We start from the raw sequence: 18,883 nt of genomic DNA, 5'->3' as shown, positions 1-18,883 counted from the left end.
AACAAGCCAGCGCCGATGGTAGTGTGGCACTTGCCCATGTGAGAGTAGGTCATCGTCAGACTCTTAATACCTAAAACCCCCTCCGGATCCCCGGTGGGGGTTTTTTTATGCCTGAGATTTGGTGCAGCACGCAACCAATACACTGCCCCTTAAAGACCCCGGTGATATACTGTGATTACAAAATCAAATGCGATGCGGAGTAACTCAATGTCTGGCAACGATCATCTGGTCATATTCGATACGACTCTCCGGGATGGCGAGCAAAGCCCCGGCGCGACCATGAACAAAACGGAAAAGCTCCGTATCGCGAAGGCGCTTGAGAAGCTTCGTGTAGATGTCATTGAGGCGGGGTTTGCAATCGCAAGCCAAGGCGATTTTGAAGCTGTTAAGTCTATTGCCGAGACGATAAAGGACTCAACGGTTTGCAGTCTTGCGAGAGCATTGGACAAAGACATTGATCGGGCAGCAGAGGCGATTCGCCCTGCTGAGAGGGGGCGTATACATACATTTATCGCTACCTCTCCTATCCATATGCAACACAAACTACAAATGCAGCCTAACGAGGTTGTTGAGCAGGCTGTTCGCGCCGTAAAGCGCGCGCGCAGCCATGTTGATGATGTTGAGTTTTCCTGTGAGGATGCCGGGCGCTCGGAGTTGGATTTTCTGTGCCGAATCATTGAAGCGGCCATAGACGCAGGCGCGAACACAATCAACATTCCTGATACGGTTGGCTACGCAATTCCGGAACAATTCGCTGAAACTATCCACCAGTTGCTTAACCGCATCCCCAACGCTGATAAGGCAATTTTCTCTGTGCACTGTCACAACGACCTTGGGCTCGCCGTGGCCAACTCGCTCGCCGCAGTAACGCGAGGGGCCCGTCAGGTGGAGTGCACCATTAACGGTTTGGGCGAGAGAGCTGGCAATGCATCACTAGAAGAAATTGTGATGGCCGTTCGCACTCGTCAAGATTTGTTTAATATAGACACCCAAGTAGACGCTCGTCATATTGTTCCTGCTTCGCGCCTAGTCTCTACAATCACTGGTTTCCCAGTTCAGCCCAATAAGGCGATCGTAGGCGCAAATGCCTTTGCACATGAGTCTGGCATTCATCAGGATGGCGTGCTCAAGCACCGCGAAACTTATGAAATCATGCGTGCAGAAGATGTAGGTTGGCACACAAATAGTCTTGTACTGGGTAAGCACTCAGGCCGTAATGCTTTCCGTACCCGGCTGCTGGAGTTGGGTATACAGTTTGAGACCGAGACAGAACTCAACGAAGCGTTTACCCGTTTCAAAGCCTTGGCCGATCTGAAACATGAGATTTTCGACGAAGATCTTCAGGCGATTGCCAGTGATACTCGGCAGAAAGACGAAGAGGGGCGCTATGGCTTGGTGTGCCTACGAGTTTGCTCTGAAACAGGCGTCGTACCGAGTGCTACGCTCACGTTAATAATGGATGGAAAGGAGCACAACGTTGAGGCCGAGGGCAGTGGCCCGGTCGATGCTACCTTCAAAGCTATCGAATCATTGGTTGATTCTGGCTGTAATCTGCAACTCTACTCAGTAAACAATATTACCAGTGGTACCGACTCTCAGGGTGAGGTTACTGTCCGCTTAGAGCGTGGTGGGCGAATCGTAAACGGCATAGGTGCCGATACGGACATTATTATCGCTTCGGCGAAGGCTTACATTGAGGCGCTTAATCTAATCAGTCGTGGCGGTATTCGGCAACACCCGCAGGTTGCGGATGTTTAAATGATTCAGACCGAGGTTCAGCGGCAGTTTTACCTGAGTGCCGCAGGTATTCGACTGTGGTACGCACGGCAGCCCTTGCCGGGCGCCGCACCTAGCCCGGAGTTCCGCTTGCCGAAGCTGGACGAGCCGATCCACTCGTCAACGCCTGATTTGGGCTCTTTGAAGCATCATTTGCCCAAAGGACAAGCGCCCTCCCCTAGAGAAGATAAGAAGGGTGCGCAGCGGATAGCTAGCCTTCAGGCCTTAGTCGGGGGTAGTACAAAAGCTACGCAGGCAGAATCAAAACAACAGGATTCCCCGGCAGCTTCAGGTGCCCCCCTTAATGTGTCGGATGACACTGAGCAAACAGGTTCGGCGGTCGAGTTGCAAGCAACCCAAGTGTTGAATCTGAGTCTAGGAGTATTTGCTGGGGCTAATTATGTTCTCGTTGCTCATGTATCCAAAGAAGCGAGTCTAAGGTTACAGGAAACCCTTGCGATCAACATATTGAAGAGTCTCGGGGAGGTGCAGCCAAGGCCCTTAGACTGGGTTCGCTGGCCCGTATTTAATAATCCCCTTGTGCCGGGTAATTCAGCAGCGGGTTTTGTTGCTGTACTGCGTCATGTGCTGCGTGACGCAGGCGACCGAAAGATAGTTGTTCTTGGCGGTCAGAGTTCGTTTGTTGGTGAGGCTGGTGCGGAAAATGGTTGGGTAAATAAAGCGCTCGAACGGTCACCTGATTTAACGTTCGACCACTCACTAACCGAGCTCGCTAGTAACCACGGTTTGAAGCGCTCGTTGTGGCATCAGCTTAAGCTCTTGGTTGCAAAGTGACGCACAGCGACCAAGCTTCAAGCGGGCCTCATGATGAGGGAGAGATTGTTCTCCGGCCTTTAAGGCCGGAAGAATTGCCAGGTATGCTTGAGATAGAACGCCAAAGTTACTCCTACCCATGGTCCGAAGGCATTTTTTTAGACTGTTTCAAGTCGAGTTACCGCCTATGGGGGGCGGCTCTCGAAGGGTCGCTAGTTGGGTACGCGATTGTCTCCTATATACTTGATGAAGCACATCTCCTGAATCTTTGCGTGCACCCTCGCTCTCGCGGTCTTGGCGTAGGCAAACTACTTTTGCGGCACCTTACGACAGAGGCAAATCGTGAAGGTATGAACCAGATTCTCCTTGAGGTTCGTTTAAGTAACAAGGCTGCCAGCAAGCTTTACCGTAACCAGGGGTTCGAAGAGATAGGTCGCCGCCCGCGTTATTACCCTACGCCCTCAGGGCAAGAAGATGCGCGGGTTATGTCGTTGCTCCTGTCTCCATGAAGGTTATCGCTTGTGTTCGCGTAATCACCCCTTAGCCCTTATAATGCCAGCCTTTCCCGAACATCTGACGCAGGTTGCTCTTCGACTATGTCTCACCTTTCCCAGGAAGTGGCCAAGCGCCGCACCTTTGCCATTATTTCTCACCCGGACGCCGGTAAAACCACCATTACCGAGAAGGTCCTGTTATTCGGACATGCTCTTCAGAGAGCAGGTACGGTCAAGGGTAAGAAGTCCGGCCAGCATGCGAAGTCTGACTGGATGGAGATGGAAAAAGAGCGGGGTATATCCGTAACCACGTCTGTTATGCAGTTCCCTTATGGCGGGAAATTGGTGAACCTGCTCGATACGCCAGGCCACGAGGATTTCTCGGAGGATACCTATCGAACCCTCACCGCTGTGGACTCTTGTTTGATGGTTATCGACAGCGCAAAGGGGGTTGAGGAGCGCACGATCAAACTGATGGAGGTTACCAGACTCCGGGATACACCTATTATCACCTTCATGAACAAGTTGGATCGAGATACCCGTGATCCTGTTGAACTGATGGATGAAGTTGAGGACGTGCTGAAAATCGCCTGTGCGCCAATTACCTGGCCTATTGGCATGGGTAAGAGCTTTAAAGGGGTCTATCACCTTCTCCGCGACGAGGTCATTCTCTACCAGAGCGGGCATGGCCACGAGATTCAGGAGGTTCGAGTGATAAGTGGTCTGGACAACCCGGAGCTCGATACGGCAATTGGTGGATACGCCAAAGATCTGCGTGATGAAGTTGAACTGGTAAAAGGCGCTTCCCATGAATTCGATCAGGAAGCGTTTCTGGCGGGGGAACTAACGCCGGTATTTTTTGGTACAGCTTTGGGCAACTTTGGTGTGGATCACATGTTGGATGGCTTGGTGAGCTGGGCTCCAGAGCCTCAACCGCGCGAGACGGACCATCGGTTAGTGCGTCCTGACGATCAGGGTTTCTCCGGTTTCGTTTTTAAAATTCAGGCAAACATGGACCCTCAGCATCGGGACAGAGTTGCGTTTATGCGCATAGTCTCGGGTAAATACAGTCAGGGTATGAAGGCTCGCCATGTGCGGATTGCAAAGGATGTACGCTTTTCCGATGCGCTGACCTTTATGGCGGGTGATAGGGAGCAAGCTGAAGAGGCTTATGCTGGTGATATCATTGGGCTGCACAATCATGGAACTATCCAGCTGGGGGATACTTTTACCGCTGGCGAGAATATGAAGTTCAAAGGCATTCCAAACTTTGCACCGGAACTGTTCCGCCGCATTCGTCTAAAAGATCCACTCAAGGCGAAGCAGCTGCAGAAAGGGTTAATCCAGCTTTCGGAAGAGGGGGCGGTGCAGGTTTTCCGGCCGTTGCGCAATAACGATCTAATTGTCGGTGCGGTGGGTGTTCTCCAGTTTGACGTTGTGGTTAGCCGGCTTAAAACAGAATACAAAGTAGAAGCGGTTTATGAGCCTATCAACGTTGCAACCGCCCGCTGGGTCACCTGCGCGGATGATCGTAAACTGGATGAGTTTCAGCGCAAGAATAACGACAATTTGGCACTCGATGGTGGTGATCGTTTGGCTTACATCGCGCCCACAATGGTTAACTTAAATCTGGCGCAGGAGCGCTATCCAGATATCGAGTTCCATAAAACCCGGGAGCATTAATCTCTTATTGGTCGGAGGTCAGTTTGAAATTGGTGGATGCTCACTGTCACTTTGACTTTCCACGGTTCGATCGCTGTCGTGCCAGTGAGCTTGAGGCCGCCAAGCAAGTTGGCCTTGTTGGGCTGGTGATTCCCGGTGTCAAGCGCCCGGACTGGGGGCGGGTACGAGATACCGCTCTGGCGCACTCTGGTCTTTATTACTGCCTTGGAATACACCCGTGGTTCGTTAGTGAGCATTCCGCTGAAGATCTCGAATGTCTAAGCCAGACTTTACGGGCCATGCCAGAGCGTTGTGTGGGGGTGGGGGAGTGCGGGCTGGACCGCCTTCGCGGCAACATGAATGATCAATATCCTTGGTTTGAGGCCCAGATTTCGCTGGCGTCTGAGTTGGGCTTAGCTTTGGTCATTCACTCGGTAAGGGCCCACGACGAGGTTCATGCGACATTAAGGCGTCTGAACTGGAGCGGTCGAGCCTTGCTGCACGGGTTTTCTGGTAGTTTTCAACAGGCCAAGAAGTTGATTGATCAGGGGTGCTTTATCGGCGTAGGTGGTGTCATCACCCACTCCCGCGCCAGCAAGACCCGTGATGCGATTGCACGCTTACCTCTAGAGTCCCTTGTGCTAGAAACAGATGCGCCGGACATGGCGCCGGAGGGTATTGATGCAGGCTCCAATTCGCCGCTTTATCTTCGCAGGATTCTTGATAGCCTCTGTGAGATAAGGGACGAGCCGCCTGACCAGTTGGCGGGCGTATTGTTTGAAAACACGGAGCAGCTTTACGGCCAATCTCTATGGTAACGACTTAACAATAAAACAATTCGGTGTAGGGTTGGTTTTCAATATTCGTTCGAGTATACTTCGCGCCCTGGCTTTTCAAGGCGATGTCACTATCTCAGCCCCGAATAGTGTCACTGCCAACTAAATTACAGGTATAGAACCTCCTCCGGGTGTACTACACTTTCCGGTGGCGGTTTTTAACGTTTCTTTTTATAGCGTTCAAGGCGGAATCAATGAAGACTCTGAGTGCGAAACCAGAAACCGTAAAACGTGACTGGTACGTTGTAGACGCAGCCGGCAAGACGCTGGGTCGTCTTTCAACCGAAATCGCCCGTCGTCTGCGGGGCAAGCATAAGCCTGAGTACACCCCTCATGTAGACACTGGCGATTACATTGTTGTTATCAATGCGGGCCAGGTGCGGGTTACCGGCAACAAGGCATCTGACAAGATGTACTACAGTCATACCGGCTTTCCGGGTGGGATTAAGTCTATCAGCTTCGAAAAGTTGGTCGACAAAGCGCCTGAGCAAGTAATTCAGAAGTCTGTCAAAGGCATGCTTCCGAAAGGCCCGCTTGGTCGCGCCATGTTCAAGAAGCTGAAAATCTATGCCGGCGCTGAGCACCCTCATACAGCCCAGCAGCCCAAAGAACTCGACATTTAACGGAAGGCGGATATGTCTGTAGCACAAAATTACGGTACTGGTCGCCGCAAAACGTCCACGGCTCGGGTGTTTATCAAGCCGGGAAGCGGTAATATTTCTATTAACGGTCGCACTATCGAAGACTTCTTCGGTCGTGAGACTTTGCGCATGATCGTGCGTCAGCCTCTGGTTGTTGCCGAGTCTTCAGATCGCTTTGATATCAACATCACTGTTAAAGGTGGTGGTATCAGTGGTCAGGCAGGTGCAATTCGCCACGGCCTGACCCGCGCTCTGATGGATTACGACGAAACCCTGCGTCCAGCGTTGCGTAAAGCGGGTTATGTAACTCGCGATGCTCGTGAAGTTGAGCGTAAGAAAGTTGGTCTGCGTAAGGCGCGTAAGCGTCCTCAGTACTCCAAGCGTTAAGTTCCGCTGGAGCAGATCTCAGGAAAACCCGGCTATTTGGTCGGGTTTTTTTGTTTCAGGGTCAATGGTAGTCAAATTGATCTGGAGCAGAGAACTGGCTCTGGTGGCGGCTTTCCGACTTGTAAGGACATGGTAATTTCATTACCATTTGAGCGCTTATATTTTTGGATTGTGAAGTCCTTTTCGATGCACACTGTCGGCCTTCCGGCGGGCTGTGACATCGCCTGATGGGAGAAAACCATAATGAATAATGGCGACGTGAGCCAAGGTCGACGCCGGTTTCTGATCGGTGCTACGGCTGCGGTCGGTGGAGTCGGCGTCGTCGGTGCGGCAGTTCCTTTCGTGGCATCCTGGAATCCCAGTGCCAAAGCGGAAGCAGCTGGTGCGCCGGTAACCGTCAATATCAGTAAAATTGAACCGGGCCAGCAGGTCACCGTTGAATGGCGGGGCAAGCCAGTCTGGATTATCCGTCGTACAGACGAAATGGTCGACAATATAGAGAAGCTGAACGACAAGGTGAAAGACCCTCAGTCGGAAGCTCCGCAGCAGCCAACGTACATTAACGGTATCCTGCGGTCGCTTAAGCCCGAATTTGCTGTTCTGGTAGGCTTGTGTACTCATCTCGGCTGTGTCCCGTCCTATCGTCCGGAAGTGGCGCCGGCAGATCTGGGTGACGAGTGGTTGGGTGGTTTGTTCTGCCCCTGTCACGGTACCCGTTACGACATGGCTGGTAGGGTCTACAAGGCGCAACCTGCTCCTCTGAACCTGGAAGTGCCGCCTTATCGCTACGACGATGATGCGACTCTCACGATTGGTCTTGATCCGGAGGCAGCGTAATGCAGAAGCTACTTAATTGGGTAGACGAGCGTCTGCCAGTTGTTGATGCCTGGAACAAGCACCTGGCAAAGTATTACGCGCCGAAGAACTTCAACGTCTGGTATTTTTTCGGTTCTCTGGCGATGTTAGTGCTGGTAAACCAGTTGGTAACCGGTATCTGGCTGACTATGAGCTACAATCCTACGGGAGAGGGCGCGTTCGCCTCCGTTGAATACATCATGCGTGATGTTCAATGGGGCTGGCTCTTGCGCTACCTGCACTCTACAGGTGCCTCCGCGTTCTTTATTGTGGTTTACCTCCACATGTTCCGTGGCTTGATGTATGGCTCCTACCAGAAACCCCGTGAGCTGATCTGGCTGTTCGGCATGCTGATCTATCTGGTGCTGATGGCAGAAGCCTTCATGGGCTATCTGCTACCTTGGGGTCAGATGTCATACTGGGGTGCTCAGGTTATCGTGAACCTGTTTGGTGCTATCCCTGTTATCGGTGAAGATCTGTCGTTGTGGATCCGAGGTGATTACCTGATTTCCGGTATTACCCTGAATCGCTTCTTTGCGCTGCACGTAGTTGCCCTTCCAATTGTTTTGTTGGGTTTGGTTGTCCTTCACATTCTTGCTTTGCATGAAGTTGGTTCCAACAACCCGGACGGCATCGAGATCAAGAAAAACAAGGATGAAAACGGCATTCCAAAAGACGGTATTCCGTTCCACCCCTACTACTCAGTGCACGACCTTGTGGGCGTCGCTGTGTTCTTCTTTATCTTCTTTATTGTGGTGTTCTTCTTCCCGGAAATGGGCGGGCTCTTTATCGAGAAGCCAAACTTTGAGCCGGCGAATGCGTTGAAAACGCCTGCGCATATTGCGCCTGTCTGGTACTTCACGCCCTTTTACGCCATGTTGCGTGCGGTTACGGTTGATCTCTTCGGTTTGCCTGCCAAGTTCTGGGGTGTTGTGGTCATGGGTGGCGCAATTGCGATCCTGTTTGTTCTGCCTTGGTTGGACAGAAGCCCTGTTCGCTCCATCCGCTACAAAGGCTGGCTGAGCCGGATTGCACTGACGCTGTTTGCAATCAGCTTCGTTGTTCTCGGATACCTCGGCCTTGTGCCAGCCACAGAAGGACGTACTACCGTCGCGCAAGTCCTGACAGTGGTCTACTTCCTGTACTTTATTCTCATGCCGTTCTACACGCGCATGGAAAAAACCAAACCAGTACCAGAGAGGGTGACAGGATAATGAGAAAGCTGATTTTTGGTCTTTTCATCGCATTCCTGCCAGCCCTCGGTTTGGCGGCGGGTGTGGGCGTTCCGCTTGACCATATCAAGACGGATCACACAGACAAAGCCTCGCTCCAACGTGGTGCGGCTATGTTCACGAACTATTGCATGGGGTGTCACTCCATGGAATATGCTCGCTACAAGCGTGTCGCTGACGATCTTGAGATACCCGTTGATCTCTTTGAAGAAAATCTCATCTTCACCGGTGCCCAGATTGGTGAGCTGATGAAGAACTCCATGAATAAAGACATGGCGGCGGATTGGTTCGGCGCTCCGCCACCGGATCTTACGCTGGAAAGCCGTCTTCGTGGCGAGTCTTGGGTGTACTCATACCTGCGTGGCTTCTATAAAGATGACTCACGCCCTCTGGGTGTAAACAATGTGGTGTTCGACAAGGTAGGTATGCCCCATGTGTTGGTTGATCTTCAGGGTCTGTGCGCGGTCGAGCCTAATATAGGCAAGAAGGCCAGTGTTGAGCCCCTGAGCGGCAACATTAATAACAGCAGTGCGTGCCCCGAGTATGCTACTGAAGGCAGCATGACGGGCGCTGAGTTTGACCGCGCCATGTACGACTTGACTAACTTCATGTCATACATGGCAGATCCAATCAAGGTTGAGCGTGAGCGCCTCGGGATCTTTGTATTGATTTTTGTCGCTATTTTCTTTGTATTTGCCTATCTGCTCAATCGTGAGTACTGGAAGGACGTGCACTGATAAATAGGGTATAATCCCGCTCCCGGAGTTCCAGTGGGCATTAAACGGCCCGCTGGAATTTTTGCGTTTCTCGGGGCCAATTTGGTTTGTTTACTCGTGAGGTAGTTTTATGGGCGTTGTGACCAAGCGGTCATCGATGACATTTTTTTCGGATCCGACCAGCCACTATAGCCACAGAGTGCGCATTGTGTTGGCGGAGAAGGGTGTTACCGTTGATGTCGTAAATGTTGACCCGGATAATCCGCCAGCAGAGTTGGCTGACTTGAATCCGTATAACGCCCTGCCCACTTTGGTAGATCGTGATCTGGTTCTCTACGAGCCGAATATCATGATGGAATACCTTGATGAGCGCTTCCCTCATCCGCCGTTGCTGCCGGTTTATCCAGTTGCGCGCGCAAATAGCCGTCTGATGATCCATCGGATTCAGAAAGACTGGTGTGGTCTGGTTGATCAAATTCTGAGCCAGCCAAACGCCAAGGCTTCGGAAGTTGCCCGTAAAGAGTTACGCGAGAGCTTGCTAGCGACAGCGCCGCTTTTCGGTGAGATGCCATTTTTCCTTTCTGAGGAATTCACGATTGTGGATTGCTCGATTGCGCCCATTCTCTGGCGTTTGCCTTCGCTTGGTATTGAGCTGAATGACAAGCAGGCCAAGCCTCTTCAGAAGTATATGGAGAGTATTTTTGAGCGTGAGGGTTTCAAGGCGAGCCTTTCCGATCTGGAAGAAGATATCCGTAGCTAATTTGACGGATTTCCGCGTTAGGGGATAGGAGGCGAGTCGTGCCTGATAATAAGATCACTATGACATCCAGCCGCCCATATCTGGTTCGTGCATTCAATGAGTGGATATTGGATAACGACTGTACGCCATACATAGTGGTGGATGCGGGTATTCAGGGTGTTCAGGTGCCGACGGCCCATGTGGCGAATGGGCAAATCGTGCTAAATATTAGCCCTGGTGCCGTGCGTGGACTCGTTGTTGGCAATAGCGCACTGGAGTTTAGTGCTCGTTTCGGTGGCGTGCCTATGCAGGTGTTTATTCCGTTGCAGGCCGTCATGGCGATTTATGCTAAAGAAAATGGAGAGGGCATGGTTTTTGGTAGCGAGCCGGGCTCACCGGATCCTGATGGGACCAATGATCATGAAGGTTCCGGGCATGGTGCCCAAGAGGAACGGCCTACTGGTAGGCCTACCTTGAAAGTTGTGAAGTGACGTTTTGTGAGTAACCGTTGAAAAAAGCTGGCATCCGCCAGCTTTTTTTTATCCCCCAAATAGTTTGCTGTCCACCAGTGAGCACAGAGCATTGACCACAACCATAAGCAATGGCGTGGCCGCTGTTGGTGAAAGGTCGTTTAGTGCGATTTCGTGGTCCTCTGCATGCATCAGTGACGTGATGTCAGATTTCTCCCGTGCGCTAAGCACAACCACATTCATTTCGCGGTCGTGGGCGGCCTGAATGGCCTGAATAAGGTTGGCTTTGTGACCATCATCCACGATAACAAACAGTAGGTCGCCGGGTTTGCCTATGGCTTTGACCTGTCGCGAAAAGGTGTCGTTAAAGCGGTTGTCACGACAGATGGCCGAGTAGGTAGTGGCGTCAGCTCCCAAATTGATAGCGGGGAGAGCTGGCCGGTCCTGCTCAAAACGATTGAGGAATGCTGTGCAAAAATATTGGGCTATAACGTTGGCGTTACCATTAGCGCAGGTTACGATTTTTCCGTCACTGAGAAGAGCGTTCACAAAGGCGTCTGCCGCCTGCTCAATGGCCGGGCCAACGGTACTGGCTGCCTGAGCAGTGTGCTCCATATGGCTCGCAAATAGTTGGTTTATCAGGTTGCCCATGTCGTTCATCAAAATCTATGTATCCGCCTGAATTGCATTTTTAATCCACTGTACCCGGTATTTCTTAACGGTGCCGGGGCTGATCGCTACAACGTCTATCCGGCTGATGGCATTCCAAAGCTGATGTCGATGTAAATAAAAAGACGCCGCTTTTAGCAATCTCTGGCGCTTTGGGTAGGAAATGGAGCTGGCCGGATCTACAAGACTACCGTTGCCGCGATAGCGCACCTCAAAGAAAACGAGGGTGTCGTGATGTAGCCCTATCAAATCGATTTCACCACCGCGATTGTAAACGTTGCGCTCTCGGATTTGTACGCCCTGAGCTTCGAGGTATCTAGCGGCAACACCTTCAAAGTGCGTACCTATGGCTTTGCGACCTTCCATGGCTCTGCATTCCTCCCTGAAGTGATGATTAGTTTGTTAGTGCCTCAGGGTTTCTCTCGTCGGGTTCGGCGCTCTGAACGGCGGGCTCTGCCAATAGGTTGGGTGTTCCATTACGGAACTGCGCCCAGAGCTGGTGTCGGTGGATGCTACCCGCTGGAGTCATGGTTAGCACTCCGGTTTGTCCATCGACCGAGGCGGTCTGGACTTGTTTGAGTAGAGGGAGGCGTTTGCTCAATTTCCATGCATCAGCCCCCATGGCAAACAGTCTGCCGAGTTGGCCACGGGTGCCCGGCAAAACGCTGCTAGCCTCGTTGCGTAATGGGTTCTTGTCGTTAAGTACCCAAGGGATATCGGTGAATATCACCTGATTGAGGTCGCGATCTCTGCCTGCATCGGGTGTGCCTTCGTAAATAATCGAAGGCGAGTACACGGGCAGGTCGCCTCCAAAATAATAGGCAAACAGAGGCTTGAATTGGCGCGCAATGGCTGGCTCGGCCACCATGATGATAGCTTCGGCGTCCTGGCGGCGACGCGGTTCGAACTCTACGTTTAGGCCAATGGTGCGCTCTACTTGAATGGCCCGATCCCGCGATACGGTAATGCCTAGCAAGTCCGCGGTGACTGCGCGCAAGTTATCTTCACGGAAGAAGCGCTCAATATCCAGAGCGACGGCTCCGCTTTCCTGCATGCGCTGTGCGAGTGCAGCCTCCACGCGGTCGCCCCATTCGCCTTGGGGAATCAATGCCAAGACCTGATTAATATCTTGCTCTGAAAGCCGGTCTGCAATTTGTCGAGCCTCGTCTTCCGCCGAAAGGCCGAACTGGTATAGGCCGTCAGGCGCGCGATCGCTCTCCGGTAGGTAGTTGAGGCCCAGAGCAGGAACCGGTAGCGTTTTCATCTTAGTGAGGCTTGCCAGAGCCTCTTTTTCAAGCGGCCCGATGATCAGATCGACATCTTCTGCGGCGAGCTCTTTGTATAGCTCGTCAAATGCCTGACCAGATGTGTCTATGATGCGAATATCGGTTTTGCTGCGGTCTGCGGAATCATCTTGATAATAGGCTGCGAGAAACCCGTCACGAATAGCCTTGCCTGCGCTGGCCAAAGGGCCTTGTAGTGGTAGGGCGAGAGCGATTCTGTCAGGCCGGTTTTCCGCAAGGCTGGCAATGAGTTGGAGCTCGGATGGCAGTATTTGTGCGGCTGGGTGTCCGGGCCAGTTAGTTTGCCACCGACGTATTATGCGCCCTTGTTCGTCAATGCTGAGTCCGAGAGCCCGAGTGCTGGCGGCAAGTTCAAGCCAGCCCTCGGTCTCGAATCCAATAGACTTTTCCCCTGCGGCTGAGAGTTTCTGGTTTGGGACGGCCTTTAAGAATGCCCAGATTTGGTCGTGAGCCTGCTGTGGGTTCACAGTGCCGTCTGTCTGAGAAAGCAGCATCAATGTTCTGGCTGCAGAGAGTCTGTCACCGATTAGAGCATAGGTGTCAGCCTGAAGATTGGCGGCCCTATTGACGAGATCCGAGTTGTAACTTGTGAAGTTGTCTGGCGCTAGTTTCGCAGCGATGCTGCTGGCCCACTGGTGATCTTCTAACGCTACAGCGCTCGCCATGGCGAGCAGTTGCTTTTGTGCTTCCAGTGGTGGTGCGGGTTGCGCCAGTTGAGTGCTCTGCAGTAATGTGCGGGCGGCGCGATGCTCGCCACGATCCTGAAATCGGCTTGCGACTTTCAATAAGTATTGCTGGGCGATTTCAGTGTTGCTTTCTTTTGCTGCAAGTTCGAGGGCTTGAGAGGGTGTTTGAGCAACGTGCGAATCCAAGTCGACACTGGCACAACCAGCAAACAGTAGGGTCAGCGTAAATATACTGGCCAGAGCGCGACGGGTAGTAGGGTTCTTGGTCATGGCAAGCTCTATAGATTCCGGGGTTTTGGGGCTTGTGGCACCGATCTGATGGTGGCAAGTTTAACAGCTCCCGGGCTAATTCACATGACGCAGGTGTCATGGTGGCGCCGTCTCTTCATTCGAGGCTCACATTTTGAAATCCGAAACGGGTCAATCTGCTAGGCAGGTAATAAAGTCAGGTGGTAAGCGAGGAATGCTCTACATCGTCGCCACACCTATCGGTAACTTAGAAGATCTTTCCCCGCGCGCGGTAAAAGTTCTCTCAAGCGTGGATGTTATTGCTGCAGAGGATACGCGGCACAGTGGGCGGCTCATGGAACATCTCGGTATCAGCAAGCCAATGATTGCGCTCCATGACCATAACGAGCGCGATAGGGTCCAGAATATACTGGGGCAGTTGCTGGATGGGGCTGATGTTGCGTTGATTTCGGATGCCGGTACACCGCTTATTTCCGATCCGGGCTATGTGTTGGTTCGCGAAGCCAGAGTAGCGGGCGTTCAAGTGAGCCCGATTCCGGGCCCCTGCGCTTTGGTTGCCGCTTTGAGCGCAGCTGGCCTTCCCACTGATCGGTTTCTGTTTGTGGGCTTCCTGCCAGCGAAACGTGCTGGCAGACGAGCAGTTTTGGATGAGCTTCGGAAGGAGGTGGCGACACTTGTTTTTTACGAGTCTCCCCACCGTATATTGAGTACAGTTTTGGATATCTCGGAGGTAATGGGAGTGCAGCGTGAGGTTGTGCTGGGTCGGGAGATTACCAAAACTTTTGAGACTTTTTATTCCGGAGAGGCTGCTGATGTACATGCTGCATTAACAGAAGACCCTCATGGCAGTCGTGGCGAGTTTGTGGTCATGGTAAAGGGAGCAGAAAAGGCTGAGGCGGGCTTAATGTCAGGTGAGCTCGATGTCGATCATTTGCTAGGCCTTTTGATGGCAGAGTTGCCTCTGAAAAAGGCGGCGAAGATCGCTTCTGGCGTGAGTGGCCTGAGTAAAAATCAGTTGTATCAGCGCGCCTTGGAGCTAAAAGATAGTGAGGGCTGACTTTCTCGCCTGTGCTTTTCCTTGCATGGTGCGTGGTGCAGGAGTATGGTCACGCCCGAGCTCGCCAGACAGTCGCCGCCGGTTTTTACCGGGGGAGGAAAGTCCGGGCTCCGCAGGGCAAGGTGCCAGGTAACGCCTGGGCGGCGTGAGCCGACGGAAAGTGCAACAGAAAGCAGACCGCCTAAGTGTTCGTGGCTTGTTCACGAGCACCGGTAAGGGTGAAACGGTGCGGTAAGAGCGCACCGCGTGGCTGGCAACAGTCCACGGCGATGGTAAACCCCACCTGGAGCAAGACCAAATAGGAGTCCTATGGCGTGGCCCGCGCTGGACTCGGGTAGGTTGCTTGAGGCCTGTGGTGACGCAGGCCCTAGATGAATGACTGTCCACGACAGAACCCGGCTTATCGGCGAGCTCATCTTTTTCTCTACTGAATAAATGTGTTTATTCTCACAACCGGCTTCTTATAGCCAAAAAATCTTACACCTCACTTGTTTTCTCCAGACATTTTTGCAGGTGTTTGATTTTCCTTCTTTTCTTTTCCGTAATGTCATTTCTGGCTCGCGTTAACCGCTGTAACCTATTGTCATAAAAGGAACTTTCCCGAGAGCGACGCTGTTTACGGCGCTTGCATTGTGAATTGCGTGTTTCTATAGTGTGCACAAGTGGGAAAAAGTGGTGTGTAGTGGTTATTTGTGGTTTTCGAGTCCCCAGAGACAGCGTAGATGAGCAATTTTCTCGGCAGTCATGCCATCAATATGGACGCAAAGGGTCGCTTGGCGATCCCCACCAAGGTGCGCGAAGGTCTCGCGCAGGTTTGTGGTGGGCGCATTGTATTGACGGCGAATGACGGAGATGAGCGTTGCTTGCTGGTCTATCCAGAGCCCGAGTGGGAGATCCTCCGCCCCAAAATCGAGGCGCTTCCAAACATGAATAAGATAGCGCGGCGCTTGCAGCGTTTGTTGCTGGGTAATGCAGCACCCATGGAGATGGATTCCGCCGGTCGCATTCTGGTTCCTCCCACACTTCGCAGCTATGCCCACCTTGAAAAAAAGCTAATGCTGATCGGGCAGGGTAAAAAATTGGAACTGTGGAGTGAGGAACGCTGGTTTGCATGGCTTGATGAGTCCCCAGGCGATGAAGATATGCCGCCAGAGATGGAGGCGCTTTCCCTATGACCTCTGATCGCAAGCCGGAGGCGGGAGCGGAGTTTTCCCATCGCTCGGTGCTTCTGGATTCGGCGGTCGACTATCTGGTCAGCGACCCCGCCGGCAAGTATATAGACGCAACTTTTGGCCGTGGTGGACATAGTCAGCTCGTTCTTGGGCGCTTGGGCGCTTCTGGTAAGTTGCTCGGCATCGATAAAGATCCCGAGGCTATACGCGTAGCCGAAGAGCTTGCAGCAGGCGACTCCCGTTTCAGCTATTTCCATGGCTCCTTTGCGGAAATGAGTCGCGCGGTATCGGAGGCAGGCTGGGAAAAGGTTAATGGAGTGCTGATGGATCTTGGTGTGTCGTCACCCCAGTTGGATGACGCGTCGAGAGGTTTCAGCTTTATGCGCGACGGCCCGCTCGATATGCGAATGAATCCGCAGCAATCCCCAAGTGCAGCAGAGTGGCTGGCGTATGCGGATGAGAGTGAAATTGCGGATGTGATCTTTCGTTATGGCGAGGAGCGCTTCGGTCGCCGAATTGCACGTTCGATTATCGAGCGCCGCAAAGAAGCACCTATCGAAACTACGCTGCAATTGGCGGCGTTGGTCAGTGAGGCAGTTCCTAAAAAAGAGAAGCACAAGCACCCGGCAACCCGAACGTTTCAGGCGTTTCGCATCTTTATTAATCGCGAACTGGAAGATCTTGAGGTCGGGTTGCAGGGGGCGGTTGACCGACTGGCACCGGGTGGGCGGCTGGTTGTGATCAGCTTTCACTCTTTGGAAGACCGTTTAGTGAAGCGTTTTATGCGAGATCTGGCTCGCGGTCCACGGCTGCCCAAGGGCATTCCGGTGACAGCTGCGCAGGAAGCTTCGGACTTTAGGTTGATAGGTAAAGCCAGTAAAGCCGGTGCGGGCGAGGTTAGTGAGAACGTTCGTGCCCGCAGCGCTGTTATGCGTGTTCTGGAGCGTATCGACAATCAACAAGCATCACCAAAAGGGAGCGCATGATCATGGGCGCTGTTGCTATAGAGCCGGAAGTTAAGCCGGCAAAGTTAAACAAGGAAAAGGTTCGCGAAGGCGTTGTTGCTGCCGTCCGGATCTCGCGTCGGGTTTTCGATGCCACGCGGCAGACAAAAGTTCTGATATCTCTGGTTCTGGCAGCGCTGCTTGTCGGTTCTGCTATCGGCGTAGTTGTAAGTAGTCATCAGAACCGGACTCTCTTTAACACGCTGTCTCAACTACAGGCGGAGCGGGACAGTTTTCAGGCCGAGTGGAGCCAGTTGCTTTTGGAGCAAAGCGCAATGGGTGGCCACGGTCGCGTAGAGAAGCTCGCAGCAGAACGTTTCAACATGGTAGCGCCGGGGCGTCAAGATATTGTCTTGGTGCCTTTGATGTCACCGCTGGCGTCCCGGTAGTTTACGAAAATAACCTTGGGGTGATCTGATTGTCCAGTCAGGAATCAGTAAGAACATTAAGCCAAAAGTTGGCGGCGGGCTTAAAGGCTTGGCGCTTTGGCTTCGTGCTGGGTGTATTTCTGGCTGTTGTTCTTGTGATTGGCTGGCGTTTGGTTGACCTACACGTTGTAGATAACGATTTTCTGCGCAAACAGGGTGATGTACGCACGATTCGTGTGGAGACCATCGACGCCCACCGTGGTGTCGTTACCGATCGTTATGGCGAACCGCTGGCGGTAAGCACACCGGTACAAACACTCTGGGCCAACCCTTCGGAAACAGATCCCGCCGAGCCGCGCCTGGCGAATTTGGCACGGGTGCTGGATATTAGCGAAGCGCGGCTGCGCGAGCGCCTTGCGGCATACGCAGAGCGAGAGTTCATTTACCTGCGCAGAAAAGTGCAGCCGGGTCTGGCTGCAAAAGCCATGGATTTGGATATTCCTGGGATTTATACGCGCCAGGAATACCGTCGCTACTACCCGGCTGGCGAGGTAACTGCACATGTGGTGGGGTTTACCAATATTGATGAGCGCGGTCAGGAAGGAATGGAGCTTGCTTATAACGACTGGCTATCCGGCGAATCCGGCCGCAAGCGTGTTCTAAAAGATAATCGCGGGCGGATCATTAAAGATTTAACGCTGATTCGGGATGCTGCCCCGGGCCATAACCTTGAGCTTAGCATCGACCTTCGCCTCCAGTATCTCGCGTATCGCGAGCTTAAAGCGGTTGTCAGCGCCCATAAAGCGCGTGGTGGCACCCTCGTTATGTTGGATGTTGAGACCGGAGAGGTTCTGGCAATGGTCAACCAGGGGTCTTATAACCCTAACGACCGCAGTCAGTTCGCATCGGAAAATCTCCGCAACAAAGCCATCACTGATTTGTTTGAACCCGGCTCCACCATGAAGCCAATTTCAATGGCCGCTGCATTAGAGTCAGGGCTGTATTCGGTGAACGCAACTATTGATACGTCGCCCGGCTACCGGCGATTTGGCCGGTTTACGATTCGCGATTACCGGAATTACGGCGTTATTAGCCTCACCGATATCATCGTCAAGTCCAGCAACGTAGGCATCAGCAAAATTGCCTCGGAGTTGGGTGGTGACACGATTCGCAACCTTTACGCACGGCTTGGATTTGGCCAACCCACCGGGATCGGATTCCCGGGCGAGGCCGTTGGTGTTTTGCCAGCAAGGCCCAAGTGGCGCCCTTCCGAAGAGGCAACTCTTTCATACGGTTACGGGATGAGTGTCAATGCGCTGCAGTTGGCCCAAGCCTATATGGTTCTTGCCAATGGCGGTGTGCGGTACCCACTAAGCTTGATGAAGTTAAATGAAAAACCCGTTGGCGAGAGGGTGCTCTCCGAGCAGGTAACCAGCGATGTTCGAGCCATGCTGGGAGAGGTCGTTGCCAGAGGGTCTGGTAAGCGCGCCCAGCCGGGATTTTATAGCGCTGGGGGCAAAACCGGAACAGTTCATTTGGTTGGTGCTCAAGGTTACGAGGACAGTCAATACAAGGCGATTTTTGCCGGCATGGCCCCCATCGATAACCCCAGAATAGTGACGGTTGTGGCGGTAGACGCACCTCAGTCTGGCGAGTATTACGGCGGTGAGGTAGCTGCGCCCGTGTTCTCCCGGGTGATGAGTGATGCCCTTCGCCTTTTAAATGTTAAACCAGAACTTGAAGTTGGCACGACGGGTCAGCAGCAGGTACGCATCGGGGAGCGGGGGTGAGC

20 protein-coding genes and 1 other RNA gene are annotated in these 18,883 nt (G+C 52.8%); 18 read left to right on the top strand and 3 right to left on the bottom strand.

Going from position 1 to position 18,883, the window contains the following annotated elements; genetic code table 11:
- The first annotated feature begins 207 nt into the window (after positions 1–207).
- The 12 genes from FE845_RS17850 (at position 208) to FE845_RS17795 (ending at position 10,603) form a co-directional block, all read left to right on the top strand.
- Positions 208–1,758, top strand: coding sequence for a 2-isopropylmalate synthase (locus FE845_RS17850; protein ID WP_200367763.1), 1,551 nt, complete (start codon positions 208–210; stop codon positions 1,756–1,758).
- Complete coding sequence (locus FE845_RS17845) at positions 1,759–2,571, top strand: 2-isopropylmalate synthase (RefSeq protein ID WP_200367761.1); 813 nt, start codon at positions 1,759–1,761, stop codon at positions 2,569–2,571.
- An 83-nt stretch (positions 2,572–2,654) separates the two neighbouring features.
- On the top strand, positions 2,655–3,059 hold the full coding sequence (gene rimI, locus FE845_RS17840) for a ribosomal protein S18-alanine N-acetyltransferase (protein ID WP_200367759.1): 405 nt from the start codon (positions 2,655–2,657) through the stop codon (positions 3,057–3,059).
- A gap of 87 nt (positions 3,060–3,146) precedes the next feature.
- Entirely contained in the window at positions 3,147–4,727 is a 1,581-nt protein-coding gene (prfC, locus tag FE845_RS17835) for a peptide chain release factor 3 (protein WP_200367751.1), read from the top strand.
- Positions 4,728–4,750: 23 nt separating this feature from the next.
- On the top strand, positions 4,751–5,524 hold the full coding sequence (locus tag FE845_RS17830) for a TatD family hydrolase (protein ID WP_200367749.1): 774 nt from the start codon (positions 4,751–4,753) through the stop codon (positions 5,522–5,524).
- Positions 5,525–5,736: 212 nt separating this feature from the next.
- Complete coding sequence (gene rplM / locus FE845_RS17825; protein WP_144780435.1) at positions 5,737–6,165, top strand: 50S ribosomal protein L13; 429 nt, start codon at positions 5,737–5,739, stop codon at positions 6,163–6,165.
- A gap of 12 nt (positions 6,166–6,177) precedes the next feature.
- Positions 6,178–6,570 (top strand): 30S ribosomal protein S9, encoded by a 393-nt coding sequence (gene rpsI / locus FE845_RS17820; RefSeq protein WP_070970125.1) that lies wholly within the window; start codon positions 6,178–6,180, stop codon positions 6,568–6,570.
- A 243-nt stretch (positions 6,571–6,813) separates the two neighbouring features.
- Positions 6,814–7,407 carry a ubiquinol-cytochrome c reductase iron-sulfur subunit gene (petA, locus tag FE845_RS17815; protein WP_200367747.1) on the top strand — a complete coding sequence of 198 codons (594 nt, stop codon included), beginning with the start codon at positions 6,814–6,816 and terminating at the stop codon, positions 7,405–7,407.
- A complete protein-coding gene (locus tag FE845_RS17810) occupies positions 7,407–8,639 on the top strand; it encodes a cytochrome b (RefSeq protein ID WP_200367745.1) in 1,233 nt (410 codons plus the stop codon). Before petA ends, FE845_RS17810 begins: the two co-directional genes overlap by 1 nt.
- On the top strand, positions 8,639–9,394 hold the full coding sequence (locus tag FE845_RS17805; protein ID WP_200367744.1) for a cytochrome c1: 756 nt from the start codon (positions 8,639–8,641) through the stop codon (positions 9,392–9,394). The genes FE845_RS17810 and FE845_RS17805 overlap by 1 nt, the downstream gene beginning before the upstream one ends.
- A gap of 109 nt (positions 9,395–9,503) precedes the next feature.
- The gene (locus FE845_RS17800) at positions 9,504–10,133 is read left to right on the top strand and encodes a glutathione S-transferase N-terminal domain-containing protein (RefSeq protein WP_200367743.1); all 630 of its coding nucleotides are present in this window, start codon (positions 9,504–9,506) and stop codon (positions 10,131–10,133) included.
- 59 nt (positions 10,134–10,192) lie between these two features.
- Positions 10,193–10,603: a ClpXP protease specificity-enhancing factor gene (locus tag FE845_RS17795; protein WP_200367784.1), complete on the top strand. Its 411-nt coding sequence runs from the start codon at positions 10,193–10,195 to the stop codon at positions 10,601–10,603.
- 48 nt (positions 10,604–10,651) lie between these two features.
- On the opposite strand, the gene FE845_RS17790 is transcribed toward FE845_RS17795, so the two are convergent.
- From FE845_RS17790 to FE845_RS17780, 3 genes are read right to left on the bottom strand one after another with little or no spacing between them, the layout of a single operon-like run.
- Entirely contained in the window at positions 10,652–11,242 is a 591-nt protein-coding gene (locus FE845_RS17790; protein ID WP_200367738.1) for an SIS domain-containing protein, read from the bottom strand.
- A 6-nt stretch (positions 11,243–11,248) separates the two neighbouring features.
- Positions 11,249–11,617 carry a YraN family protein gene (locus FE845_RS17785; RefSeq protein ID WP_200367736.1) on the bottom strand — a complete coding sequence of 123 codons (369 nt, stop codon included), beginning with the start codon at positions 11,615–11,617 and terminating at the stop codon, positions 11,249–11,251.
- Between the two features lie 28 nt (positions 11,618–11,645).
- A complete protein-coding gene (locus FE845_RS17780; RefSeq protein WP_200367734.1) occupies positions 11,646–13,511 on the bottom strand; it encodes a penicillin-binding protein activator in 1,866 nt (621 codons plus the stop codon).
- A 193-nt stretch (positions 13,512–13,704) separates the two neighbouring features.
- On the opposite strand from FE845_RS17780, the gene rsmI reads away from it, so the two are divergent.
- From rsmI to FE845_RS17750, 6 genes are all read left to right on the top strand, one after another.
- Positions 13,705–14,547, top strand: coding sequence for a 16S rRNA (cytidine(1402)-2'-O)-methyltransferase (rsmI, locus tag FE845_RS17775; RefSeq protein WP_200367732.1), 843 nt, complete (start codon positions 13,705–13,707; stop codon positions 14,545–14,547).
- A gap of 56 nt (positions 14,548–14,603) precedes the next feature.
- Positions 14,604–14,966: RNase P RNA component class A (rnpB, locus tag FE845_RS17770), an RNA gene on the top strand.
- A gap of 303 nt (positions 14,967–15,269) precedes the next feature.
- Positions 15,270–15,722 (top strand): division/cell wall cluster transcriptional repressor MraZ, encoded by a 453-nt coding sequence (mraZ, locus tag FE845_RS17765; protein ID WP_200367730.1) that lies wholly within the window; start codon positions 15,270–15,272, stop codon positions 15,720–15,722.
- Positions 15,719–16,705: a 16S rRNA (cytosine(1402)-N(4))-methyltransferase RsmH gene (gene rsmH, locus FE845_RS17760; protein ID WP_200367727.1), complete on the top strand. Its 987-nt coding sequence runs from the start codon at positions 15,719–15,721 to the stop codon at positions 16,703–16,705. Before mraZ ends, rsmH begins: the two co-directional genes overlap by 4 nt.
- 2 nt (positions 16,706–16,707) lie before the next feature.
- Positions 16,708–17,112 (top strand): cell division protein FtsL, encoded by a 405-nt coding sequence (gene ftsL, locus FE845_RS17755; protein WP_200367718.1) that lies wholly within the window; start codon positions 16,708–16,710, stop codon positions 17,110–17,112.
- A gap of 29 nt (positions 17,113–17,141) precedes the next feature.
- Positions 17,142–18,881 (top strand): peptidoglycan D,D-transpeptidase FtsI family protein, encoded by a 1,740-nt coding sequence (locus FE845_RS17750; protein ID WP_200367708.1) that lies wholly within the window; start codon positions 17,142–17,144, stop codon positions 18,879–18,881.
- The last annotated feature ends 2 nt before the right edge of the window (positions 18,882–18,883 follow it).

Origin of the sequence: Marinobacter sp. 1-4A (assembly GCF_016597725.1) — a bacterium.
Taxonomy (GTDB): Bacteria; Pseudomonadota; Gammaproteobacteria; order Pseudomonadales; family Oleiphilaceae; genus Marinobacter.
The sequence above is the reverse complement of the archived record's forward strand: the minus strand, read 5'-3'. Positions and strand labels throughout refer to the sequence as shown.